General features: G+C 74.5%; 21 protein-coding genes, 1 tRNA gene and 2 pseudogenes. 17 read left to right on the top strand and 7 right to left on the bottom strand.

The features are described 5' to 3' along the window. Positions 1-39 precede the first annotated feature (39 nt). Positions 40-122: transfer RNA gene (locus ACQPYN_RS00550), tRNA-Leu, on the bottom strand. A gap of 174 nt (positions 123-296) precedes the next feature. On the opposite strand from ACQPYN_RS00550, the gene ACQPYN_RS00545 reads away from it, so the two are divergent. The 7 genes and pseudogenes from ACQPYN_RS00545 (at position 297) to pknB (ending at position 10004) form a co-directional block, all read left to right on the top strand. After that, positions 297-1592 (top strand): DUF3662 and FHA domain-containing protein, encoded by a 1296-nt coding sequence (locus tag ACQPYN_RS00545; protein WP_433031986.1) that lies wholly within the window; start codon positions 297-299, stop codon positions 1590-1592. Between the two features lie 19 nt (positions 1593-1611). Next, positions 1612-2091: an FHA domain-containing protein FhaB/FipA gene (locus tag ACQPYN_RS00540; protein ID WP_274187367.1), complete on the top strand. Its 480-nt coding sequence runs from the start codon at positions 1612-1614 to the stop codon at positions 2089-2091. A gap of 88 nt (positions 2092-2179) precedes the next feature. Then, a pseudogene (locus tag ACQPYN_RS00535) lies at positions 2180-3532 on the top strand (protein phosphatase 2C domain-containing protein); the annotation flags it as partial. Between the two features lie 100 nt (positions 3533-3632). Beyond that, on the top strand, positions 3633-5159 hold the full coding sequence (locus ACQPYN_RS00530) for an FtsW/RodA/SpoVE family cell cycle protein (protein ID WP_433031981.1): 1527 nt from the start codon (positions 3633-3635) through the stop codon (positions 5157-5159). Continuing rightward, complete coding sequence (locus tag ACQPYN_RS00525) at positions 5156-6637, top strand: peptidoglycan D,D-transpeptidase FtsI family protein (RefSeq protein WP_433031978.1); 1482 nt, start codon at positions 5156-5158, stop codon at positions 6635-6637. The genes ACQPYN_RS00530 and ACQPYN_RS00525 overlap by 4 nt, the downstream gene beginning before the upstream one ends. Beyond that, positions 6637-8049 (top strand): serine/threonine-protein kinase, encoded by a 1413-nt coding sequence (locus ACQPYN_RS00520; protein ID WP_433031975.1) that lies wholly within the window; start codon positions 6637-6639, stop codon positions 8047-8049. Before ACQPYN_RS00525 ends, ACQPYN_RS00520 begins: the two co-directional genes overlap by 1 nt. 2 nt (positions 8050-8051) lie before the next feature. Further along, positions 8052-10004, top strand: coding sequence for a Stk1 family PASTA domain-containing Ser/Thr kinase (pknB, locus tag ACQPYN_RS00515; protein ID WP_433031972.1), 1953 nt, complete (start codon positions 8052-8054; stop codon positions 10002-10004). Between the two features lie 151 nt (positions 10005-10155). Here pknB and ACQPYN_RS00510 read toward each other — a convergent pair whose 3' ends face one another. Next, entirely contained in the window at positions 10156-10806 is a 651-nt protein-coding gene (locus ACQPYN_RS00510) for an aminodeoxychorismate/anthranilate synthase component II (RefSeq protein WP_433031969.1), read from the bottom strand. A 78-nt stretch (positions 10807-10884) separates the two neighbouring features. On the opposite strand from ACQPYN_RS00510, the gene crgA reads away from it, so the two are divergent. Together crgA and ACQPYN_RS00500 are read left to right on the top strand one after the other, a co-directional pair. Continuing rightward, positions 10885-11139: a cell division protein CrgA gene (gene crgA, locus ACQPYN_RS00505; RefSeq protein WP_433031966.1), complete on the top strand. Its 255-nt coding sequence runs from the start codon at positions 10885-10887 to the stop codon at positions 11137-11139. Between the two features lie 55 nt (positions 11140-11194). Next, the gene (locus ACQPYN_RS00500) at positions 11195-11743 is read left to right on the top strand and encodes a PH domain-containing protein (protein ID WP_433031963.1); all 549 of its coding nucleotides are present in this window, start codon (positions 11195-11197) and stop codon (positions 11741-11743) included. On the opposite strand, the gene ACQPYN_RS00495 is transcribed toward ACQPYN_RS00500, so the two are convergent. Together ACQPYN_RS00495 and ACQPYN_RS00490 are read right to left on the bottom strand one after the other, a co-directional pair. Continuing rightward, on the bottom strand, positions 11657-12544 hold the full coding sequence (locus tag ACQPYN_RS00495) for a rhomboid family intramembrane serine protease (protein WP_433031959.1): 888 nt from the start codon (positions 12542-12544) through the stop codon (positions 11657-11659). The two genes, ACQPYN_RS00500 and ACQPYN_RS00495, sit on opposite strands and share 87 nt — an antisense overlap. 22 nt (positions 12545-12566) lie before the next feature. After that, positions 12567-13091: a peptidylprolyl isomerase gene (locus ACQPYN_RS00490; RefSeq protein ID WP_433031956.1), complete on the bottom strand. Its 525-nt coding sequence runs from the start codon at positions 13089-13091 to the stop codon at positions 12567-12569. A 133-nt stretch (positions 13092-13224) separates the two neighbouring features. Here ACQPYN_RS00490 and ACQPYN_RS00485 point away from each other — a divergent pair, with 133 nt between their 5' ends. After that, on the top strand, positions 13225-14016 hold the full coding sequence (locus tag ACQPYN_RS00485) for a hypothetical protein (RefSeq protein WP_433031953.1): 792 nt from the start codon (positions 13225-13227) through the stop codon (positions 14014-14016). On the opposite strand, the gene ACQPYN_RS00480 is transcribed toward ACQPYN_RS00485, so the two are convergent. Beyond that, entirely contained in the window at positions 14013-14945 is a 933-nt protein-coding gene (locus tag ACQPYN_RS00480; RefSeq protein ID WP_433031950.1) for an alpha/beta hydrolase, read from the bottom strand. The two genes, ACQPYN_RS00485 and ACQPYN_RS00480, sit on opposite strands and share 4 nt — an antisense overlap. 70 nt (positions 14946-15015) lie before the next feature. On the opposite strand from ACQPYN_RS00480, the gene ACQPYN_RS00475 reads away from it, so the two are divergent. Then, a complete protein-coding gene (locus ACQPYN_RS00475) occupies positions 15016-15558 on the top strand; it encodes a hypothetical protein (protein ID WP_433031947.1) in 543 nt (180 codons plus the stop codon). On the opposite strand, the gene ACQPYN_RS00470 is transcribed toward ACQPYN_RS00475, so the two are convergent. After that, the gene (locus tag ACQPYN_RS00470; RefSeq protein ID WP_433031944.1) at positions 15510-15746 is read right to left on the bottom strand and encodes a hypothetical protein; all 237 of its coding nucleotides are present in this window, start codon (positions 15744-15746) and stop codon (positions 15510-15512) included. The genes ACQPYN_RS00475 and ACQPYN_RS00470 overlap by 49 nt on opposite strands. Before the next feature lie 158 nt (positions 15747-15904). Between ACQPYN_RS00470 and mug the strand changes: the two genes are divergently transcribed. The 6 genes and pseudogenes from mug (at position 15905) to ACQPYN_RS00440 (ending at position 23497) form a co-directional block, all read left to right on the top strand. Next, positions 15905-16462: a G/U mismatch-specific DNA glycosylase gene (gene mug, locus ACQPYN_RS00465; protein ID WP_433031941.1), complete on the top strand. Its 558-nt coding sequence runs from the start codon at positions 15905-15907 to the stop codon at positions 16460-16462. Between the two features lie 29 nt (positions 16463-16491). Then, positions 16492-17475, top strand: coding sequence for an NADPH:quinone reductase (locus ACQPYN_RS00460; RefSeq protein WP_433031938.1), 984 nt, complete (start codon positions 16492-16494; stop codon positions 17473-17475). 70 nt (positions 17476-17545) lie between these two features. Then, positions 17546-19270: a GMC oxidoreductase gene (locus ACQPYN_RS00455; protein ID WP_433031935.1), complete on the top strand. Its 1725-nt coding sequence runs from the start codon at positions 17546-17548 to the stop codon at positions 19268-19270. A gap of 187 nt (positions 19271-19457) precedes the next feature. Then, complete coding sequence (gene pepE, locus ACQPYN_RS00450; RefSeq protein ID WP_433031932.1) at positions 19458-20171, top strand: dipeptidase PepE; 714 nt, start codon at positions 19458-19460, stop codon at positions 20169-20171. A 52-nt stretch (positions 20172-20223) separates the two neighbouring features. Then, a pseudogene (locus ACQPYN_RS00445) lies at positions 20224-23171 on the top strand (FAD-binding and (Fe-S)-binding domain-containing protein). Positions 23172-23176: 5 nt separating this feature from the next. Beyond that, positions 23177-23497 carry a DUF5313 family protein gene (locus ACQPYN_RS00440; RefSeq protein WP_433031929.1) on the top strand — a complete coding sequence of 107 codons (321 nt, stop codon included), beginning with the start codon at positions 23177-23179 and terminating at the stop codon, positions 23495-23497. 9 nt (positions 23498-23506) lie between these two features. Here ACQPYN_RS00440 and ACQPYN_RS00435 read toward each other — a convergent pair whose 3' ends face one another. Then, positions 23507-24127, bottom strand: coding sequence for a TetR family transcriptional regulator (locus tag ACQPYN_RS00435; RefSeq protein ID WP_433031927.1), 621 nt, complete (start codon positions 24125-24127; stop codon positions 23507-23509). Positions 24128-24160 lie beyond the last annotated feature (33 nt).

Genomic DNA, 24160 nt, shown 5'->3' with positions numbered 1-24160 from the left:
GGACGTGCCGAAGGGCACGCGGGGTGGCACCGGAGGGGGTGGGCGAGGGGGGAGTTGAACCCCCACATCCTTTCGGATACACGGACCTGAACCGTGCGCGTCTGCCATTCCGCCACTCGCCCCGAGTGATCTGATTCGAACGCTAGCACGGTGCTTTCGGGCCTTCCCGAAGGAGGTCCACGCCCTCGCGACGGCGACCGATACCATCAGAACTGTCCGGCCGGTGTGGCGACACTCCGGACCGGGCAGCAGTCATGCGGAGCGACCGGGCGAGTGTCGGACGAGGAGGGATCGCGGTGGGGCGCGCACAGCGCTTCGAGCGCAAGCTCGAAGGTCTGGTGGGTGACGCCTTCGCACGCGTGTTCGGCGGCAAGGTCGTCCCGCAGGAGATCGCGCAGGGTCTTCGCCGTGAGGCGGAGGACGGCGTGCGAGAGTTGGCAGGTGGGCGCCGCTTGGCGCCCAATCAGTACACGGTGGTGCTCAGTCCCGCGGACCACGAACGCCTGGCCGGCGACGAGGAGACCATCACCCACTCGCTCATCGAGGTCGTGGAGGAGCACCTCACGGAGGGCGGGTGGGAGACTTACGGTGAGGTCGTAGTCTCTCTGGAGCGTTCCGACGCGCTGCACACGGGACAGTTCCGCACCAGGTCGTCCGTTGACCCCGACGCGTCGCGGCGACGGGCCGCGAGCCCCCGATCCGCAGGAGAACAGCCCATGAGTCAGGCACCCGGCCGCTACCCGGACGACCAGCAGGGTCGTGACGGCAACTACGGCCAGCCCGGATACGACCAGTACGGCCAGCCTCAGCAGGGCTACCCCCAGCAGGGCGGCTACCCGCAGCAGGGTGGCTACGACCAGTACGGCCAGCCGCAGGGCTACCCCCAGCAGGGCGGCTACCCCCAGCAGGGTGGCTACGACCCGTACGCGCAGCAGGGCGGCTACCCGCAGCAGGGCTACGGCCAGCCCGGGTACGACCAGTACGGCCAGCCCCAGCAGGGCTACGGCCAGCCCGGCTACGACCAGTACGGGCAGCCCCAGCAGGGCTACGGCCAGCAGGGCTACGACCAGTACGGGCAGCAGGGCTACGGCCAGCCCCAGGGGTACGACCAGTACGGCCAGCCGCAGCAGGGCTACGGCCAGCCGCAGGGCTACGACCAGTACGGCCAGCCCCAGGGCTACCCGCAGCAGGGTGGCTACGGCGGCCAGTACGGCCAGGGCGGGTACGACCCGTACGCCCAGCAGGGCGGCTACGACCAGTACGGCCAGCAGGGTGGCGGCTACGGCGGCGTGCAGACCCGCCAGCTCACCGCCTCGCTGACCCTGGACGACGGCTCGAACCGCTCGTACCAGCTGGTCAACGGCTCGAACGTCATCGGCCGCGGCCAGGACGCCCAGTTCCGCCTCGCCGACACCGGTGTCTCCCGCCGTCACCTCGAGATCAACTGGGACGGCCAGCAGGCCACCCTGTCGGACCTCGGGTCGACGAACGGCACCACCGTCAACGGGACGCCCGTGCAGACGTGGCAGCTCGCCGACGGCGACACCATCCGCGTCGGCCACTCGGCTCTGCTGTTCCGCGCGCAGGGCTGAGGTCCGAAGGCCCGACGGCGTGCCCGAACTCGTCCTCCAGATCACGAGGGCCGGATTCCTGGCCCTTCTGTGGCTGTTCGTCCTCGCCGCGTTGCGGGTCGTGCGCAGCGACCTCTACGCGGCCTCGGGTCTGCGGGCCGCGGCGCCCGGCGGCCGACGGCCCCCGCGAGGGGGCACGTCCAAGCCGGCCCGCGGCGGCGGTCGCTCGGGGCCCAAGGCCCTGATCGTCACCGCCGGTGCCCTCGCGGGCACCCGCATCGCCCTCGACGGCCGCCCGATCATGATCGGTCGGGCGGACGACTCCACGCTCGTGCTCGACGACGACTACGCGTCGACCCGGCACGCGCGCATCTCCCAGTCGGGCGACGACTGGTACGTCGAGGATCTCGGGTCGACCAACGGCACGTACCTCGACCGCAACAAGGTCTCCGGACCGACCCGCGTGCCGCTCGGCACCCCGATCCGGATCGGCAAGACGGTCATCGAGCTCCGGTCATGACCGCGGCGGCGCCCGGCTCCGCCGCGGAGACACCCGTCATCCGGACCCGGGTGTCGTTCCCCCATCCCCTCCCGTGCAGGATCGTCCCGTGACCCTGGTGCTGCGCTACTCCGCTCGCAGTGACCGGGGCCTGGTACGGCAGAACAACCAGGACTCGGTCTACGCGGGCCCGCGCCTGCTCGCCCTCGCCGACGGCATGGGCGGACACGCGGCCGGCGAGGTGGCCTCGAAGCTGGTCATCGCCGCCCTCGTGCCGCTCGACGACGACGAGCCCGGCGACGACCTCCTGGGCGAGCTCGCCGAGGCCACCGCCCAGGGCAACGACGCGATCACCGAGCTCGTCAGCGAGGAGCCCGACCTCGACGGCATGGGCACCACGCTCACCGCGGTGCTGTTCGCCGGCAGCCGGCTGGGCATGGTGCACGTCGGCGACTCCCGCGCCTATCTCTTCCGCGACGGCGTGCTCACGCAGATCACGCGCGACGACACGTTCGTGCAGTCGCTGATCGACGAGGGCCGGATCACCGAGGACGAGGCCGCGAGCCATCCCCAGCGCTCGCTGCTGCTGCGTGCCCTCACCGGCCACGACGTCGAGCCCGCCCTCACGGTGCGCGAGGCGCGGTCGGGTGACCGGTACCTCCTCTGCTCCGACGGGCTCTCCGGTGTCGTGAGCGCCGAAACCCTCGCCGAGGCCCTGACCATCGCCGACCCGCAGGACTGTTCGGACCGGCTCATCGAGCTCGCCCTCAAGGGCGGCGGCCCCGACAACGTCACCTGCATCGTCGCCGACGTCGTCGACGTCGACTACGGCGAGCACGACCCCATCTACGGCGGCGCCGCCGGGGACGGGCGCCCCGACCGCCCGCCGGGCGACTCCGCGGCCGCGCGCGCCTCCGCCGCGACGCTGACCCGCAGCGAGCCCGAGTCGCGCCCCGCGCCCGCGGTCTCCGAGACCCCGCGCCGGGGCGGGGCGAAGCGCGGACGCCTGCGTCTGGCCCTCGCCGCGCTGGCCGTCGTCGCGCTCGCGCTCATCGGCGTGATCGCGGCGAAGATCTACGTCGACAACCAGTACTACGTCGCCAGCAGCGGCGACCAGGTCGCGATCTACCAGGGCGTTCCCGGCACCTTCCTCGGCGTCACGCTGCAGGAGGTCGTCGAGAACCCCGGCCTGCGCGTCGCCGACCTCACGCCGGTCGCGCGCCAGCAGCTCTCCGGCGACGGCATCCGGGTCGCGGACCTGGACGGCGCCCGTGCCACCGTCGCCCGGCTCGGTGCCGAGCAGATGCTCCCGCCGTGCCAGCCGGCCGTGCTGCCCGGCACCGTGCCGCCGGCCGGTGCGCCACAGCCCGGGGTCCCCGCGCCCACCGCCGCACCCGGCGTCGCGGGTCCGGCCCCGGTGGCCTCGCCCACCACGACCGAGCCGCAGGTCCGGGGCGGGACTGCCGCCAGGTGCCGTAGTGACGCGCCCGACCGCTCCCGGCGGCGCTGGTCCCGGCCCCGCCGGGGCCCCCGGGATCGAGCGTCCGGCCGACCGCACGGCCATGCGGCCCGCGGTCGCGGCCGCCGTGTCCACGCGTCGCGGGGTCGAGCTCGCGCTGCTCGGCTTCGCCGCCGTCATCACCACCGGCGCCCTGGTGCTCGTCGAGGCCAACCAGGAGCAGGAGCTCACCTGGACGCTGCTGTACCTCGGCGCGGCCTACATGGCGATCCTCGCCGCGGCCCACGTCGCGGTCCGGAAGTTCGCGCCGTACGCCGACCCGCTCGTGCTGCCCCTCGCCGCGCTGCTCAACGGCCTGGGCCTCGTCATGATCCACCGGGTCGACCTCGCCCGGATCGCGCGCGCGGCCAGCCTCGGCAACGACGAGCCCACCCAGGAGGCGCTGCGCCAGGTCGGCTGGACCGCGATCGGCATCGTCTTCTTCGTCGGCGTGCTCGTCCTCGTCCCCGACCACCGCACCCTCGCGCGCTACGGCTACACCGCCGGGTTCGTCGGCCTGGTGCTGCTCGCCCTGCCCGCGGTGCTGCCGGCCTCGCTCTCCGAGGTCAACGGCGCCCGCATCTGGATCCGCCTCGGGCCGGCCAGCATCCAGCCCGGCGAGTTCGCGAAGATCCTGTTCGTCGTCTTCTTCGCGTCGTTCCTCGTCGTGAAGCGCGACCTGTTCACCAGCGCGGGCAAGCGGTTCCTCGGCATGACCTTCCCGCGTCCCCGCGACCTCGGGCCGCTGCTCGTGGCCTGGGGTGTCGCGATGGCGGTGCTGGTCTTCGAGTCCGACCTCGGGACGTCCCTGATGTTCTTCGGGATCGTCCTGGTGATGCTCTACGTCGCCACCGAGCGCATCTCCTGGGTGATCATCGGTCTCGTCATCTTCGGCGCCGGTGCGTTCGCGGCGTGGACGTTCGTCTCCCGCGTCCAGACCCGCGTCTCCGTGTGGCTCGACCCCTTCGCCGACTACAACGGCCGCGGCTTCCAGGTCAGCCAGGGCCTGTTCGGACTGGCGACCGGCGGGGTCGGCGGCACCGGCCTGGGCGCCGGGCGCCCGGAGCTCGTGCCGTTCGCCAGCACCGACTTCATCTTCACCTCCCTGGGTGAGGAGATGGGCCTCGTCGGGATCGCGGCGCTGCTGCTCATCTACTGCCTGCTCGCCACCCGGGCGATGCGCAGTGCGCTGGCCGTGCGCGACACCTTCGGCAAGCTGCTCGCCGCGGGCCTCGGGTTCGCCATCGCGTGGCAGGTGTTCGTCGTCGTCGGCGGCGTCATCAACCTCATCCCGAACACCGGCATCACCGCGCCGTTCGTGTCCTACGGCGGGTCGTCGCTGGTGGCCAACTACGCGCTGGTCGCGCTGGTGCTGCGGGTGTCGAACGCGGCCCGCCAGCCGGCGAGCGAGAAGAAGCCCAGCCCGGCGGCCGGCCCGTCGGCGCCGCTCGCGCCCCTGGCCGAGGCCAGCACCGAGATGGTGCAACGCGACCAGGTGCGCACTCCACCGTCCGGCGTGCAGCACCAGGAGCCGGCCGGACCGGCGGCCCCCACGGGCCGCGCCCCGCGAGGAAGGACCCGAGGAGAGTGAACACCCCGCTGCGACGGGTCTCCCTCGCGGTCATGGTGCTGGTCCTGCTGCTGCTGGGCCAGGCCACCTGGATCCAGGTCGTCAAGGCCGACGAGTACCGCGCCGACCCCCGGAACGCCCGCGTCCTGCTGGACGAGTACGCCCGCCAGCGCGGCCAGATCTCGGCCGGCGGCGAGGTGCTCGCCCAGAGCGTCGAGAGCCCCGACCCGGGCGACCGCCTGCGCTTCCTGCGCCAGTACACGGACGGGCCGCTCTACGCGCCCGTGACCGGCTACTACTCGCAGATCTACGGCGCGGGCGGCATGGAGCGTGCGATGGACCCGGTGCTCAACGGCACCGACGACCGCCTGTTCGTGCGCCGCATCTCCGATGCCGTCACCGGCCGCGACCCGGCGGGCGGCAACGTCGTGCTGAGCATCGACCCGCGGATCCAGCGCGCGGCCTACGAGGCCATGACGTCGCGGAACTACCAGGGCTCGGTCGTCGCGATCCGGCCGCAGACCGGCGAGATCCTCGCGATGGTCTCGACGCCGTCGTACGACCCGAACCCGCTGGCGAGCCACTCGGGCACCACGCAGCAGAACGCGTGGAACCAGCTCACCGAGGACGACCCGCCGACGCTGTCGAACCGCGCGATCAACGAGACCTATCCCCCCGGCTCGACCTTCAAGATCGTCAACACGGCGGCCGCGCTCGAGGCCGGGATGATCACGCCGCAGACCCCGGTGACCGCGGCTCCGCGTATCACGCTGCCCGACTCGACGACGCAGCTCGAGAACTACGACGGCAAGCCGTGCGGGCCCGGCGCGACCGTCCCGTTCGCCACCGCGTTCGCGAAGTCCTGCAACGGCCCGTTCGCCCAGCTCGCCGTGCAGGTCGGCGCCGACCGGCTGCGGGGCATGGCCACCTCGCTGGGCTTCAACAACCCGGCGCTCACGGTTCCCATGCCGGTGCAGGCCTCGCAGGTCGGCGACCTCGACGACGGCGCGTCGGTGGCCCAGTCGGGCATCGGCCAGCGTGACGTGCGGCTCACGCCGCTGCAGAACGCGCAGATCGCGGCGACGGTGGCCAACGGGGGCGTCCCGATGACCCCGAACACCGTGTCCCAGATCCAGGGCCAGGACCTGTCCACCGTCGACACCACCGAGCCCGACCGGCTGGCCCGGGCGTTCTCGCAGTCCACGGCGGACACCCTGACCCAGCTCATGATCGGGTCGGAGAACAACGGCTCCGGGGAGGGCAAGATCCCGGGCGTCCAGATCGCCTCCAAGACCGGCACCGCCGAGTGGGGCGCCGACCCGAAGACCAACCCCCCGCACACCTGGTACGACGCCTTCGGCCCGGTGCCGAACCCGCAGATCGCGGTGTCGGTCATCGTCGAGCGCGGCGGCAACCGCGGCGAGGAAGCCACCGGCGGCTCGGTGGCCGCCCCGATCGGCCGTGCGGTCATCGCCGCCGCCCTGGGGGGTGACGGCTGATGGCGCCCGCGACGGGCTCGCTGATCGGCGACCGCTACCGGCTCGGGCGGCGCATCGCCGTCGGCGGCATGGGCGAGGTGTGGGAGGCCGAGGACTCCCGGCTGGGCCGCACGGTCGCCGTCAAGATCCTCAAGGCCGAGCTCACCGGCGACCCCGAGTTCCTGCACCGCTTCCGCACCGAGGCGCGCACGGCCGGCTCGCTGAACAACTCCGGCATCACCGCGGTGCACGACTACGGCGAGACCACCACCGAGTGGTCGACGGCCAACGGCACGGTGCAGGTGCCGACGGCCTATCTGGTCATGGAGCTGGTCCGCGGCGAGCCGCTGGCCCAGATCCTCGCCGTCCACGGGCGTCTCGGCGTCGACTACACGCTCGACATCCTCGAGCAGAGCGGATGGGCGCTCGAGGCCGCGCACGAGCGCGGGCTCGTCCACCGCGACGTCAAGCCGGGCAACATCCTCGTGACACCCGCGGGTCAGGTGAAGATCACCGACTTCGGCATCGCCAAGGCCGTCGACGCGGCCCCGGTGACCCGGTCGGGCATGGTCATGGGCACCGCGCACTACATCGCCCCCGAGCAGGCCGGCGGCGGCGACGCGGGCCCGGCCTCCGACGTCTACTCCCTCGGCGTGGTCGGCTACGAGTGCCTCGCGGGGCGCCGTCCGTACCTGTCGGAGAACGCGGTGACGGTCGCGATGATGCACATCCGCGACCCGCTGCCGCCGCTGCCGAACGACGTCCCGCCCGTGGTCCGCCAGCTGATCGAGGCGACCCTGGCCAAGGACCCGCGCCAGCGCTACGCCACGGGCGGCGAGTTCGCCCAGGCCGTCGCCGCCGTCCGGCGCGGCGAGCCGCTCCCCCTGCCCGGTGCCGGCTCCGCGCCGACCGAGCGGGTCAACCCGCAGACCCGGGTCGCGCCCGCGATGTCGCGCGAGCCGTCGCCCCCGCGCGGCCAGGACCGTCCCGACCGATGGGCGTCCCGGCCCGAGGAGCCCCGTCGCCGCGGACCGTGGGGCGCGGTGGCCGCGCTCGCGGTCGTCGCCCTGCTGCTGATCGCCGGGGTGTTCTGGGTGATCAACTCGGCGGAGACCTCGGCCCCGCCCCCGCCCACCGAGACCACGGCGGCGTCCTCCACGACCACGCCGAGACCCACGACGACGACCCGGACGTCGCGGACCACGACGAGCTCGTCGGCCGCGAACGGCGTCTCGGTCAACCCCGTCGACTACGTCGGGCGCCCGGCGTCGGTGGCGGCGGCCGCCCTGCAGGACATCGGACTGGAGGCGGAGATCGGCACCGTGCTCGGCGGCGAGCCGAACGACCCGTCCCGGTGCCGGGTGCTCTACCTGTCGCCGACGGGTGACGTTCCGCGCGGTGAGACCGTGTCCGTCACCTGTCAGGAGTTCTGAGGATGACCACCCCGCGGCTGCTGTCCGAGCGCTACGAGCTCGGCCCGGCGCTCGGCTACGGCGGGATGTCCGAGGTCCACGGCGGGCGCGACGTCCGTCTCGGCCGGGACGTGGCCATCAAGGTCCTGCGCGCCGACCTGGCGCGCGACCCCCAGTTCCAGATCCGCTTCCGGCGCGAGGCCCAGAACGCGGCGGCGCTGAACCACCCGGCGATCGTCGCGGTCTACGACACGGGCGAGGCGCCCTCCGACGACGTCCCGCTGCCCTACATCGTCATGGAGTACGTGGCGGGGCGGACGCTGCGCGACATCGTCAAGACCGAGGGCCCGATGGAGCCCTCCCGGGTCTGCGAGGTCCTCGCCGACGTCTGCGCGGCCCTGGACTTCTCCCACCGGCACGGGATCATCCACCGCGACGTGAAGCCGGCCAACATCATGATCACGCCCGCCGGCGCGGTCAAGGTGATGGACTTCGGCATCGCGCGCGCCCTCTCCGACGCCCAGCCCGCCGTCACCCAGACCGCCGCGGTGATCGGCACGGCCCAGTACCTCTCTCCCGAGCAGGCCCGCGGCGAGTCCGTCGACGCCCGCTCCGACGTGTACGCCACCGGCTGCGTGCTCTTCGAGCTGCTCACCGGCCGGCCGCCGTTCACCGGCGACTCCCCGGTCGCGATCGCGTACCAGCACGTGCGGGAGGACCCACCGGCCCCGTCGGAGATCAACCCGCGGGTGCCGCCGGAGCTCGACGCGATGACGCTGAAGTCCCTGGCCAAGAACCCGGCGAACCGCTACCAGAGCGCCGACGAGATGCGCGAGGACTTCTACCGCGTCCTCAACGGCGAGCGCCCCGGTGCGCCGATGGTGATGACGGCCGAGGAGCACACCGAGTACATGACCGGGGGCCACCCGGTCGCGCCGTACGACGGCGGCTACGACGGCTACGGCGGCCGTGACGACGAGGTCGACGAGTTCGAGCAGTGGCAGGCCGAGCAGTCGGAGGCCCGGCGCAAGCGCGGACGCAAGCGGGCGATCGCCTTCGCCGCCGTGCTCGTGCTGCTCGCCGCGCTGGCCGGCGCGTACTTCCTGTTCTCGCCGTCGGCCAACACGATCGCGGTGCCGACCGTCGTCGGGCAGCCGCAGGCCGCAGCGCTGCAGTCGCTGTCCACGGCGGGGCTGCGCCCGACCGTCGTCCCGGTCGCGTCGCCGCCGGAGCAGGTCGGCCAGGTGGTCACCACCAACCCCACCGAGGGCATCGAGGTCGCGCCGGGCAGCGTCGTCGAGCTGCGCGTCGGGCGTGGCCCCGACCCCGTCCAGGTTCCCGACCTGCAGGGACAGACCGCCAACGAGGCCCAGGCCACCGTCCAACGGCTCGGTCTCAGCCTCGCGCCGGTGCCGCAGCAGCGGGAGGTCGACGACGAGAACCAGGTCGGCCGCGTGCTCTCCCAGGAGCCGGCGGCCGGGCAGTTCCTGACCCCGGGCACCCCGGTGCTGCTGACGATCGGCCGCCAGCGCGAGACGTTGCGGGTGCCGGACGTCGTCGGTCAGACCCGGCAGACAGCGACGACGACCCTCGAGGGCGTCGGGCTCCGGGTGACCGTCTCCGAGGTCGACGACAGCCGGCCGGCAGGCACGGTCACCGACACCTCGCCGGGCGCCGGCGCCACCGTGTCGCGCAACTCGAGCGTCACGCTCGAGGTCTCGCGCGGGAACACGGTGTCCGTGCCGTCGATCGTCGGGCAGACGCCGTCGGAGGCCGCGCAGACCCTGTCGCAGGCCGGCTTCAACGGCTCGATCTCGCAGACCTCGCAACAGGTGTCCGACCAGTCGCAGGTCGGCAAGATCCTGAGCCAGAACCCGAGCGCGGGCAGCGAGGCCGAGGCGGGGGCCACGATCCAGGTGGTCGTCGGCTCCGGGGGCGACGGCGGCTTCGGCGGCGGGCTCTTCCCCGGGAACTGAGCTGACGAACCGTGTCCCGAGGACACGGTCCGCCGGCGCGGGGCGGGTCCGGCGACGCCTCGCTCCGCGAGGGGCACGGCGCGGCGGCCGAACGTGCCGGTCGCGGACGTCGCCCGGCGGTCAGGGCGACGAGCGACTGCCGGGTCCGCCGTCAGGCCGGCGGCGCGGCCGCGAGGGCCAGCGCGCGCAGGCCCTCGGTGAGGTCGTGCACGATCCCGGCGTCGACGGGGTGGCCGCAGGCGTCCATCCACGTGGCGAGCAGCCGGTGGCCGTCCTCGGTGAGCACCGACTCGGGGTGGAACTGCACGCCCTCGAGCGGGAGCTCCCGGTGGCGCATCGCCATGAGCACCCCGTCGTCGGTCCAGCCCGTGGGCTCCAGCTCGGCGGGCAGCGTGTCGGGCCGCACCGTCAGCGAGTGGTACCGCGTGGCGGTGAAGGGCGTGCGCAGCCCCGCGAGCACGCCGGCGCCCTCGTGGTGCACCAGCGACGTCTTGCCGTGCCGCAGCTCCGGGGCGCGCTCGACGACGGCGCCGTGCACCGCACCCAGCGCCTGGTGGCCGAGGCAGACCCCGAGGACGGGGCGGGCGACGGCGGCGCAGCGCCGGATGACGTCGTTGCTCGCGCCCGCGTCGTCGGGGGTGCCGGGACCGGGGCTGACCAGCACGCCGTCGACCTCGTCGACGAGGTCGACCACGCCGTCGGCGTCGTTGCGCAGCACCACCGGGTCGGCGCCGAGCTGCGCGAGGTACTGCACGAGGTTGTAGACGAAGCTGTCGTAGTTGTCGACGACCAGGACGCGCATACCCCGAGCGTACGGCCCCGGGAGGCAGGGCCGGGTGCACTAGACTGGCGTGAGCAATCCCGCCCGATCGGAGCCGACGTGCCCAAGTCCAAGGTCCGCCGCAAGCCGGCCTACACCCCGCCGCCGAAGGCCCGGCCCGCCCCCGCAGGTCCGTCGCACCCGGCGTACGTCGTGGTCATGCTCGGCGTCGGCCTGCTCGGGCTGGCGTGGCTGGTGGTCAACTACCTCGCCTCCGAGTCGATCCCCTTCATGCAGGACCTCGGGCCGTGGAACTTCCTCATCGGCTTCGGGCTCATCGTGGTCTCGCTGCTGATGACCATGAAGTGGCGCTGAACCACACCGATGTGATTCGTCCACCGCTGTGGACACACCCTGTGGACAAGTCGTCGTGAGCGAGCCCTCGCAGTGGGCGGCCCCGTGGACCGCGGTCGTCATGGGCGCCGTGGCCGCGCTCGGGCTCGGGGCGTGGGCCGTCGCGGCGACGGATCCGCCCGGACGCCTGCTCGTCGGGCTCGCCGCCCTCGCGGTCCTGGCCGTGACGGCCGTCGGGGCGCTCGCCCGGCCCCGGCTGCAGGTCGACGACGCGGGCCTCGCGCTGCGCCGGATCACGGGGACGCGCCGGTGGCCGTGGGAGCACATCGACGCGGTGCGCGTCGTGCGGATGCGGCGGATGGGCCTGCCGGCGGCCTACCTCGAGGTGGAGGCGCGCGACGGCGCCCCGGACGCCGAGCCGACCGACCGGCTGCTCGTGCTCGGCCGGCTCGAGCTCGGCACCGACCCGGTGGACGTCGCCGAGTCGCTGCAGCGCCACCGCGCCCGTGCGGGTCGCCGGGCGGCGGGCCGACCCGATCTAGAGGGTGAGCACCCGGAGGACGTCGAGGACGACGAGCACGGCGGCGATCCCCCCGACGGCCCAGAGCCCGGCCCGCGGGTCTGACCGCGCCGGGCCGTGCACCAGTGCGGCGGCGACGAGCAGGCCGGTGACGAGCCCGCCGAGGTGCCCGAGCACCGACAGGCCCGGGATCGTGAAGGTCAGCACGACGTTCAGCCCGATGGTCAGCAGCGCGGGCGTCGGTGAGAGCTGGAGTCGGCGCAGGACCACGACGAGTGCGCCCATCAGGCCGAACACCGCTCCGGAGGCGCCGGCGACGGGCCGGTCGGGGTCGCCGAACAGCATGATCGCCGTGGATCCGCCCAGCAGCGAGACCCCGTAGAGCAGCGCATACCGCAGCCGGCCGAGCACGAGCTCGAGGTCCCGGCCGAGCACCCACAGCGCGAACATGTTGACCGCGACGTGCAGCGGACCGATGTGCAGGAAGCCCGCGGTCACCAGCCGCCACCACTGGCCGGCGGCGACGTCGGCGGGCACCAGCCAGGTCGCCTCGACCCACGGCGACGTGTAGTTCGCCCACGCGCTGCCCGCCGAGAGGGCCGTCAGCACGAAGACCACGACGTTGACGGCGACGAGGGTGATCGTCACGACCGGCGTCGCACCCGGACGGGCGCGCCCGCCACCGACGGTGCGCGGGGCACGCGTCGTGCGGGCGGCCTCCGCGACGCAGTCGACGCAGTGCGCGCCGACCGGCGCCGCGCGCAGGCAGTCCGGGCACGCCGGCCGCCCGCACCGGGTGCAGGCCAGGGCGGTGGGCCGGTCGGGGTGCCGCACGCAGTGCGGCGCCGCGTCCGGTCCCGCCGTGGGCCGGGATCCCGGGGATCCCGGGGGTCCCGGCGCGGTCACGGCGTCCTCACGCCCGAGCTCCTCAGGCGATCTCGACCGAGGTGATGACGATGTCCTGCACCGGACGGTCGCCGGGACCGGTCGCGGTGGCCGCGATCGAGTCGACGACGTCGCGCGAGGACTGGTCGGCCACCTCGCCGAAGATCGTGTGCTTGCGGTTGAGCCAGGTCGTCGGCGCCACCGTGATGAAGAACTGCGAGCCGTTGGTGCCGGGCCCCGCGTTGGCCATCGCCAGCAGGTAGGGCCGGTCGAAGCGCAGGTCGGGGTGGAACTCGTCGGCGAACTTGTAGCCGGGCCCGCCGCGGCCGGTGCCCGTGGGGTCACCGGTCTGCAGCATGAAGCCCGCGATGACGCGGTGGAAGATGGTCCCGTCGTAGAACGGGCCGGAGCTGCCACCCTTGGCGTTGGGCTCGGTGTACGACTGCTCGCCGGTGGCCAGGCCCGTGAAGTTCGCGACGGTCTGGGGCGCCTCGTTGGGGAACAGCCGCACGGTGATGTCCCCGTTGGAGGTGTGCAGCGTTGCGGTCGGGGTGTCGGCGGAGGTCACGGGCCCATCGTGCCACTAGGACTGTGACGACCTTCGAATGGAGTAGCGGGTGTGACGTCCCGGCGGGTCGGGCACCTGCACAAGTGGGGCCGGGGCATCATGGCCGCCCCACCGACGAGTGAGGTGACGTTTCTTGAGCAGCAAGACACTGATCGGCGCCAGGGAGGACCTGGACGATCTGCGCAAGGAGGGCCGCAAGGCCCGGAAGAAGGCCGAGAAGCGCGCCCAGAAGGCCGCTGACCAGGCCCGCAAGGACCGCGAGAAGGCTCGCAAGCAGGGTCAGAAGAAGCGCGCCGAGGTCCGCAAGGACGTCCGCAAGGCCGCCGACGAGGCCCGTCAGCGGGTGCTCGACGCCCGCGCCGAGGCCCGCCAGCGTGCGGAGGAGGCGCAGGAGGAGGCCCGCAAGCGCGCCCAGGAGGCCCGCGCGGAGACCCGCAAGCGCGCCAACAAGGCCGCGAAGGACGCCCGCAAGCAGGCCCAGGCGTACGCCAAGGACGCCCGCAAGCGCCTCGAGAAGTCGGCCGTACCGACCTCGGCGGACGAGCTGCGCGACCTCGGCGACACCGTGCGCGGCCAGCTCGAGGACGGCCTGACCACGGCGCGCAAGGAGCTCGCTGCCCGCATCGAGCCCGAGGAGCCCAAGAAGCGTCGTCGCTGGGGCCTCTGGCTCGTCGTGCTCGCCGTGCTCGGCGCCGGTATCGCGGTCGTGGCCACGCGTCGCGAGCCGGAGCTGCCGCCCCCGCCGCCGCCGGCCCCGCGCCCGAAGCCGGCCACCTCGGCCGCCCCGGTCTCCGGTGCGACCCCCACGTCGCCCGCCGCGAGCGCCCAGGAGATCCCGACCCACACCGCCACCGACGCGGTGAGCGGCACCAGCCCCAACGGAGCGGTGTCCTCCGACAAGCCCGCCACGGGCGGCAAGGACTAACCCGCCCCCCGCAGCACGCTCGTCGGCACGGCCCGTCCTCGGTCCCACCCGGACCGGGGACGGGCCGTCGGCGTGCCCGCAGCCGGCTCAGCCGCCCACCAGGCGGCGCAGCCGGTCCCCGGCGTCGACCCCCGGTCGAGGACCGCGTCCTGCGGCCGACCACCCACCACCGCGGCCACGTTCGCCGCGCTCGTGGTGCCCGGCGTGAGGTAGGCGCCGTGGCCGCGCGACTCGGCCAGCACCCGCCCGTCCGGAAGCACCACCTCGCGCGCCGAGAGCCCCGTGACGCCCGGCATCCGGTTGGGATCCGGGCCGAACCAGGCCGTGTCCGCGACCGGATCGCCCGCGGCCTCCACCACCCACGCGTGCCCCGGCGGGCGCCCCGGCACCTCCCCGACGCCCGGGCTGCCGAGGGACACGACGTCGTCGACGCCCTCGGCGCCGCCCGGCGCGACGGCGGCGGCGGTGACCACCGAGCCGTACGAGTGCCCGATCGCCGTCACGTGGGCCTCGCGCCCCGGCCGGGCGGCGTCGAGGCCGTCGAGGAACGACGCGAGCCGCGGGGCGCCCTCCTCGGCGGGCGCCCGGCCGAGCACCGACCGGTCGGGATCGACCACCTCGTGCGCCTGCGGCGCGTCGTAGCCGTACCAGGCCACCGCCGCGGTGCCCGGTCCCGCCGCGGCGGCCAGCGCGTCCAGCTCCCCGAGACGGCCGGGCAGCTCGTCCACCCCGGTGGTGAAGCCGGCGGTGAACACCCCGACGTGGGCGGCGGCGTCGACGTCGCCCCGCGCGACGGCGGCGCGGACGCCCGGCCCGGCATCCGCCCGCGGGTCGACCTCGAGGTCCAGCAACGCCCGGCCCGGCGCGTCGAGGGCGGCGGCGACCGCCCCAGCCGCGCGAGCCGCGCCCGCACCTCGTACAGCTCCCACCCGATCGACGCGAGCTCCACCGGGTCGGCCGTGCGCACGAGCCGGTCCCGCGCGGCCTGCTCCTCGCGCCGTGCGTCCTCCGGGCGCCGGCGAGCACCACGCGGTTGGCGCGGTCCCGGACCGCCGCCGGGAGCCCGTCGAGGCCGCCGACCAGGGCCGGGCGCTCGCGCTCGAGGACCGCCCAGGCGTCCGGGTCGAGCCCCGCCCACCACCGGGCGACCTCGCCGGGATCGGGCCAGTGCGACCCCGCGACGCCGGTCGGCGGCGGGCCCGCGGGCGTGTGCCCGGCGCCGTCGAGGGCCCCGGCGAGCGCGGCGTCCACCGTCTCGGGCGCCGCGCCGCCGGCCAGGGCCACGGCCGCGGCCCCGAGGGCGGTGAGCACGCCGTCGACATCGGCGAGCAGCGCGGCGTGGCGCTCCCGCAGCGCTGTCCGCGCGCCGGTGGCCGCGCCCGCCGCCGCGCCCCGCCACCCGGGCACCGGCCCCGCGAGCACCTCGCCGGCCCGGGCCAGCGCCGTCCGCGCGACGGCGAGCCGCGCCGCCGCGGCGCCGGGCAGGGTGGTGGTCACGGCGCGGCGAGGACGGCCGCCGCGTCCTCGTCACCCGCGACGTAGGCCTCGCCCGCCGCGGCCAGCGCCTCGCCGTGGGCCACGACGTCGGCGCTCCACAGCGCGACCGCGACCTCCCACCGGTCGGCGAGCGCCGCGGCCGCCGGGCCCGTCCGTCCCCCGGGGGGACCTCCGTACTCCGCACCGCCACGGCCGTCGCCGTCACGGGCACGGCGAGCGCCGCCGCGACGCACGCCCGTCCCGCTTCCTGCAGCTCCTCGGGCCGCACCTCCGGCCCGTCCTGTTCGTCCACACCGGTTCCGACGCAGGGCGGCCGCGGGCGGATCCGGGGCCTCGGCGGCCTGGGGACGCATCCGGGCGATGGGGACGGCGGGCGGCGATACTCGGGCTCGTGCCCGTCCCCACTCCCGCGGAGCTGGAGGCCGCCCGCGACCGCCTCCTGCCCGACGTCCTGCCCGGTCCCGACGATCCGCCCCTGCGGGTGCTCTTCTGCGGCATCAACCCGGGGCTCGTGTCCGCGGCGACCGGGCACCACTTCGCCCGCCCCGGCAACCGCTTCTGGCCCGCCCTGCACGCCGGCGGCTTCACCCCGCGCCTGCTCGCCCCGTCCGAGCAGGGCCTGCTGCCGTCCCTCGGCCTGGGCATCACCAACGTCGCCCCGCGGGCCACGGCGCGGGCCGACGAGCTCGACGACGCCGAGCTGGTCGCGGGCGGCGAACGGCTGCGTGCCCTGGTCGCCGAGGTCCGCCCGGCCTGGCTCGCCGTCGTCGGGATCGGGGCCTACCGCGTCGCGTTCGGCGAGCGCCGGGCCGTCGCGGGCCGCCAGGAGCGCACGCTCGGACCGACGGGGCTCTGGGTGCTGCCCAACCCCAGCGGCCTCAACGCCCACCACACGCCGGCGACCCTGGCCGTGGCCTTCGGCGCATTGCACGACGCGGCGGCCGGATAGCGCGGGCGGTTCCGGGGCACAGGCCCGTCATGAAGGCTGCGATCTACCGCCGGACCGGTCCGGCCGCCGAGGTGCTCTCGGTCGAGGACGTCGAGACCCCCGAGCCCGGCCCCGGGGAGGTCCGGGTCCGCATCACCGGCTCCGGGGTGAACCCCACGGACTGGAAGACCCGCGCGGGCCTCACCGGGCAGGACCCCCAGGACTTCCAGATCCCGCACCAGGACGGCGTCGGTGTGGTCGACGCGGTGGGCGAGGGCGTGGAGTCCCCGGCCGTCGGCGAGCGCGTGTGGCTGTTCCTCAGCGCCTTCGGCAACCGCTACGGCACCGCCGCCGAGTACTCCGTGCTGCCCGCCGCGCATGTCCGCCCGCTGCCCGGGGACGCGCCAGACGAGCTGGGCGCCTGCCTCGGCGTGCCGGCCGTGACCGCGGCGCACTGTCTGCTCGTCGGCGACAGCGGCGACCGCGGGGCCCTCGCCGGGCGGACCGTGCTCGTCGCGGGCGGGGCCGGGGCGGTCGGGCACTACGCGATCGAGCTGGCCAAGCACGCCGGCGCCCGCGTCGTCACCACGGTGAGCTCGGACGAGAAGGGCGAGCTGGCGCGCGCGGCCGGCGCCGACCTCGTCGTCAACTACCGCGAGCCGAACGCCGTCGACCAGGTGAAGGGTTTCACCGACCACGTCGACCGCGTCGTCGAGGTCGCCCTCGGCGCGAACCTCGAGCTGGACCTCGCGGTGGCCGGGGCGGGCACGGTCATCGCGGTGTACGCCAACGAGCCGGACGACCCGGTGATCCCGACCCGGCGCTTCATGGTCGCCAACGCCTCCATCAGCTACGTGCTGCTCTACGGCGTGCCGGACGACCAGCTGCGTGCCGCCGTCGCCTGGACCGCCGACGCCGCCGGCAGCGGGGCGCTCTCGCCGCTGCCGGTCACCCACTACGGCCTGGACGACATCGTCGCCGCGCACGAGGCCGTGGAGAACGGGGCGGTGGGGAAGGTCGTGGTCGTGCCCTGAGGGCGTGACGAGCAGGACACCATGTACCTGTGACCTACCGTTACAGCTACCGGCGGGTTACCTTCCCTGGATGCCACCACGCCAGGAGGAGCACTACGACGTGCTCGTCGTCGGATCCGGCTTCGGGGGCAGCGTCACGGCGCTGCGGCTCGCCGAGAAGGGCTACCGGGTCGGCGTCCTCGAGGCGGGCCGCCGGTTCACGCCCCAGACGCTGCCGAGGACGTCGTGGGACATCCGCAACTTCCTCTGGGCGCCCCGCCTGGGCTGCTACGGCATCCAGCGCATCCACGTGCTGCGCGACGTCCTCGTGCTCGCCGGTGCGGGCGTCGGGGGCGGCTCGCTGAACTACGCCAACACGCTCTACCGGCCGAAGAACGACGCGTTCTACCGCGACCCGCAGTGGGCGTCGATGACCGACTGGCGCGACGAGCTGGACGCGTTCTACGACCAGGCGACCCGCATGCTCGGCGTCGTCACCCAGCCGTCGGTGACGCCGTCGGACGAGGTGATGCGTCAGGTCGCGGCCGAGCGCGGGCGCGCGGACACGGTGGCGCCGACGCAGGTCGGCGTCTACTTCGGCGAGGGCCCGGGCGTCACGTCGCCCGACCCGTTCTTCGGGGGCGCCGGGCCCGAGCGCACCGGCTGCCTGGAGTGCGGCGAGTGCATGACCGGCTGCCGCCACGGGGCCAAGAACACCCTCGAGACCAACTACCTCGCGCTGGCCGAGCGGGCGGGCGCGACGGTGCACCCCGAGACGACGGTCCGCACGGTCCGACCCACCGCGGAGGGCTACGCCGTCGAGACGCGGGCGACACGCGGGCGGGGGCGGACGACGTACCGCGCCGAGCACGTGGTGTTCGCCGCGGGCACCTGGGGCACGCAGACGCTGCTGCACCGTCTGCGCGACACCGGCGTGCTGCCGCGCGTCTCGCGCAAGCTCGGCGAGCTGACCCGCACCAACTCCGAGGCGCTGGTCGGGGCGATGGCCCGGCGGGCCCCGGAGCGCGGCGGGCCCCGCGACTTCACGCGCGGGGTCGCGATCACGTCGTCCTGGCACCCGGACGAGGACACGCACATCGAGCCCTGCCGGTACGGCTACGGCAGCAACGCGATGGGCCTGCTGACGACGCTGATGACCGACGGCGGCGGGCGGGTGCCGCGCGCGCTGCGGTTGCTCGGTGCGATCGTCCGGCACCCGCGGACGTTCGCCCGCTCGCTGGACAAGCGGCACTGGTCGGAGCGCACGGTGATCGCGCTGGTCATGCAGTCGCTCGACAACTCGATCACCGTCCGGCGCCGCTTCGGCCGGCTCGTCTCGCGTCAGGGCCACGGCACCCCGAACCCGACGTGGATCCCGGCCGCGAACGACACCGTCCGGCGGATCGCCGAGATCATCGACGGCGACCCCGGCGGCACCTGGGGCGAGGCGGTCGACATGCCGATGACCGCGCACTTCATCGGCGGCTGCCCGATCGGCCCGTCCCCGGAGACCGGGGTCGTCGACGGGTACCAGCGGCTCTACGGGCACCCCGGCCTGCACGTGGTCGACGGGTCGGCGCTCTCGGCGAACCTGGGCGTGAACCCGTCGCTGACGATCACCGCGCAGGCCGAGCGCGCCATGGCGTTCTGGCCGAACAAGGGCGAGCGCGACCCCCGCCCGGAGCTCGGCGCGCCCTACCGCCGCGTCGACCCGGTGCCCCCGCGCGCCCCGGTCGTGCCGCCCGACGCCCCGGGCGCCCTGCGCCTCGTCCCGCTCGGCACCCCCGCCGTCCCACCCCGGACGCCTGTGTCCTGACCCCGTGTCAGCGTGGGGACCATGCTGACGTCAGATGTCAGGAAAGCCCCCACGATCTTGCCGAGGGCTGCCGCATCGGGGTCGGTCCCGAGCTGGTGGAGAAACTGACGTCGAACGTCAGCATGGCCCCCATGCTGACACCACCCCGTGCGTCGTCCCGGCGCGGAGGGCGGCGAGGATCGCGGTCGTGCCCGCCGACGTCCTGCTGTTCTCCAACTCCCGCCCGCCCGGCGCCGAGGTCCCGTTCGCGCACGCGGCCGAGCCCCTGCGCCGGCACCTCGGCGACCGCGTCGTGTGGTTCCTGCCCTGGGCCGGCCACGACCTCGACGCCTACACGGGCTTCGTCGGCGACGCCCTGCGGGAGGTCCTCGGACCCCTCGACGTCCGCGGCCTGCACGCTGAACCCGATCCCGCGGCCACCCTCCGCGCCGCCGACCCGGACCGCGAGACGGTGTTCGGCGGCGGCGGCAACACGTTCCGGCTGCGGCGCCGCGTCGGCGACAACGGCGTCCTCGAGGCACTCCGGGCGCGCGACGACCTGCGCTACGCGGGCGCCAGCGCCGGCTCCAACCTGGCCTGCCCGACGATCATGACGACGAACGACATGCCGATCGTCGACCCCGGCGGGCTCGACGCCCTGGGCCGCATCCCGGTGCAGATCAACCCGCACTACCTCGACCCCGACCCGCACTCGACGCACCGCGGCGAGACCCGTGAGGAACGTATCCACGAGTTCCACGAGGAGAACGTCGTCTCCGTCGTCGGCCTGCGCGAGGGCGCCTGGCTGCACGGGACGGACACGAGCCTGACCCTCGACGGCTACACCGCCCGGCTCTTCCGCCGCGGCCACGAGCCCGCGGAGCTCGCGATGGGTACCGACCTCACATGGCTGACCGCCTGACCGGGGAGGCGGAAGCCCGGAGCTCGGAGCAAACTAGGCCGCGATGACCACGATGCGTCGCTCGTCCCCCGATTCCCTGCTCGCCGAGGAGCTGCGCTCGGTCGTGCGCGGGCGGGTGCGGTTCGACACCTCGAGCCGGGCGATGTGGTCGGCCGACGGGTCGAACTACCGCCACGTCCCGATCGGCGTGGTGCAGCCGGTCGACCTCGACGACGTCGAGGCGACCGTCGACATCGCCCGCCAGTACGAGGTGCCGCTGCTGCCCCGCGGGGCGAGCACGAGCATCGGCGGGCAGGCCGTCAACGAGGCCCTCATCGTCGACTTCTCGCGCCACCTCGACCGGGTGCTCGAGATCGACCCGGAGGCCCGCACGGCGCGGGTGCAGCCCGGGGTCGTGCTCGACGACCTGCGGGACGCCGCGCGCCCGTACGGCCTGACGTTCGGCCCCGATCCCTCGACGCACAACCGCTGCACGCTCGGCGGGATGATCGCCAACAACGCCTGCGGGTCGCACTCGGTGGCGTGGGGCAAGACCGTCGACAACGTCCGCGAGCTCGACGTCCTGCTGGCCGACGGGACGCGCATGACCGTCGGCCGCACCCCCGACCTGGCCGCCGCCGCGCGCCGGCCCGGCCGCGAGGGCGCGATCTACCGCGAGCTCTCCGCGCTCCGCGACCGCCTCGGCACCACGATCCGCGCCGAGCTCGACGCGCCCGGCATGACGCGACGGGTCAGCGGCTACAACCTCGAGCAGCTGCTCGACGAGCACGGCGTCGACCTCGCGCGCGCCCTCGTCGGCACCGAGGGCACCTGCGCGACGATCATGGGCGCGACCGTCGAGCTGGTGGAGTCGCCGCCGGTCCGCGCGCTGTGTGTCCTCGGTTTCCCCGACGCCTACATCGCCGCCGATCACGTCATGCCGATCCGCGAGCACTCCCCGCTGACCATCGAGGGCATGGACGTCGGCGTCATCGGCGCGCTGCGCGCGAGCCGTCCCGACGACCGCACCCACGAGCAGCTGCCCGAGGGCCAGGGCTGGCTCTACGTCGAGACCGGCGGGGCCGACCGCGCCGAGGCCGAGGCGAAGGCCGAGGCCATCGGGCGCGAGATGGCCCGGTACGGCGCGAGCGTGAAGGTCGTCGCGGACCCCGGCGCGATGCGCGCGCTGTGGAAGATCCGCGAGGACGGGTCGGGCATCGTCACCCGCTCCCCCGGCGGCGGCGAGGCCTGGCCCGGGTGGGAGGACGCCGCCGTCCCGCCGGCGGTGTTCGGCGCCTACCTGCGCGAGTTCGACGCGCTGCTCGGCCGCCACGGCCGGCGCGGGGCCTACTACGGGCACTTCGGCGACGGGTGCCTGCACGTGCGCATCGACTTCGACCTGCTCACCCGGGCGGGGCTCGCGAACTTCCGCGCGTTCATGCTCGACGCCGCCGACCTCGTCGCCGCGCACGGCGGCTCGGTGTCCGGGGAGCACGGCGACGGCCAGGCCCGCGCCGAGCTCCTGGAGCGCATCTACACGCCGGCCACGATCGAGGCGTTCGGCGCGTTCAAGGCGATCTGGGACCCCGAGGGCCGGATGAACCCGGGCCGGGTGGTCGAGCCCCGCAAGCTCGACGACGACCTCAAGGTCTTCGTCGGCACCCCGACCATCGGCCCGCGCACCGAGCTCGCCTTCGCCCACGACGGCGGCAGCTTCACCACCGCCACGCGCCGCTGCATCGGCGTCGCCAAGTGCATCTCCGACTCGGGCGGCTACATGTGCCCGAGCTACCGCGTCACCGGCGAGGAGGCGCACTCGACGCGCGGCCGCGCCCGGATGCTCTTCGAGATGGCCTCGGGGCAGCTGGTGCCCGACGGCTGGCGCTCCACCGAGGTCCGCGACGCCCTCGACCTGTGCCTGAGCTGCAAGGCCTGCCAGCGCGACTGCCCCGTGGGCGTCGACATGGCCACCTACAAGGCCGAGTTCCTCTCCCGGCACTACGAGGGTCGTGCGCGCCAGCGCCCGCGCAGCCACTGGTCGATGGGCTACCTGCCGCGCTGGCTGCGCCTCGCCGACGCCGTGCCCGGCCTGCCCCGGCTGGCGAACGCCCTCGCACGCCGGCCCGCCCTCGCCGCGATCGCCAAGCGCCTCGGCGGCATCGCCCCCAGCGCGACATCCCGCCGCTCGCGCCCCGGCCGCTGCGCCGGCTCGTCGGGCCGCACCCGGCGCGGGCCGACAGCTCGAAGCCGCGGCTGCTGCTGTGGCCGGACACGTTCACCTCGGCGTTCGACCCCGAACTCGCCCTCGACGCGATCGCCGTCCTGGAGCACCTCGGCTACCAGGTCGAGCTGCCCACCGAGAGCGTCTGCTGCGGGCTGACCTGGCACACCACCGGCCAGCTCGACACCGCGCGCTCCGTGGTGCGCCGCAGCCTCAAGGTCCTCAAGCCGTGGCTCGACGACGGCGTCGCGGTCGTCGGCCTCGAGCCGTCGTGCACCGCGGCGCTGCGCCAGGACGTCGTCGAGCTCCTGGGTGCCGACGACGAGGACGCGCGACGCCTGGCGGCCTCGACGCGCACGCTCGCCGAGGTCCTCGCGAAGCACCTCGACGAGATCCGGGACGGCGTCGTCGCCCCGGGCGGGCGGGCGATCGCGCAGGTGCACTGCCACCAGTACGCCGCGATGGGCTTCGACGACGACCGCGCGGTGCTCGGCGCCCTGGGCGTCGAGACCGAGGTGCTCGACGCCGGGTGCTGCGGTCTCGCGGGGAACTTCGGCTTCGAGCAGGGGCACTACGAGGTCTCGACGGCCTGCGCGGAGCGGGGCCTGATGCCGGCGGTCCGGGCGGCCGACGCCGACACCGCCGTGCTCGCCGACGGCTTCTCCTGCCGCACCCAGATCCGCCAGCTCGACGACACGGGCCACGAGCCCGTGCACCTCGCCCACCTGGCGGCGACGGCACTGGGCCTCCGCTCCGGTGAGCGGACGTCCGCGCCTGGACGAGCGCTCACGAAGCCGTAGACCCCATGGAGCGCCCCGGCGTCCTGCGCTGGATCGGCTACGCCTTCGGGGCGCGCCTGCCCACCCGCTACGCACCCTGGGTGCTGCACGACCTCACCGCGCGCACGTGGTTCCTGCGCCACCTCGCCCGCACCACCGTGCAGGCCACCCCCGCGGCGCTGCTCGCGCTGCTGCCGGGACCGGTGTGGCTGAAGGTGGCGCTGCCGCTGTTCGTGCTGGTCTCGTCGCTGTTCATGGCGGCGCTGTTCTCGCCGATGGTGCGGGAGAAGCGGCTCTACCAGCACGGCTACCTGCCGGAGGTCGTGCTGCGGGAGCCCGACCAGTAGGGCGCCCGGTCAGGAGCTCGTGACGATCGGCGCGTCGGCCAGCGGGATCCCGGCGCCGAGGCGGCCGAGGACGGCGTCGAGGGTCTCGATGTAGCCGCGCCCCGCGTCGCGGTGGACCAGGGTGTGCGCGGCGAGACGCGCGCCCGTCACCACGCCCGCGAACAGGACGACGTCCGGGTCGTCCGGCGGGCGCCCCACCGCCTCGGCCACCATCCGCGCGGTGTTCTCGACGCCCCAGGTGTCGCGCTCGCGCAGCGCGGCGGCGATCTGGGGGATCGACCGGGCGAGGTCCATGCGGACCTCCTCGAGCGCCCGCTTCTCCTCGTCGAGCGAGGCGAAGCCGTCGCGCAGACACGTCCGCAGGGCGTCGAGCAGGGGACGGCCCGCCGGGATCGCGCGGAAAGCCGCCTCGAACACCGGGTCGACGTCGTCGAGGAGGACCACGTCCTCCTTGGTCGGGAAGTAGCGGAAGAACGTGCTGCGCGAGACGTCCGCCGCCGCGGCGATGTCGTCGACGGTGGTGGCGGCCCACCCGCGGTCGCGGAACAGGCGCAGGGCGTGGCGCTGCAGCTCGGCGCGCGTGCGTGCCTTCTTGCGCTCCCGCAGGCCCGGGTCGGTCACACCGGACATCCTGGCACGGTGACCCAACTGAGACCGAGTACT

Source organism: Actinomycetospora sp. CA-053990, from assembly GCF_050948445.1.
Lineage (GTDB): Bacteria > Actinomycetota > Actinomycetes > Mycobacteriales > Pseudonocardiaceae > Actinomycetospora > Actinomycetospora callitridis.
The sequence above is the reverse complement of the archived record's forward strand: the minus strand, read 5'-3'. Positions and strand labels throughout refer to the sequence as shown.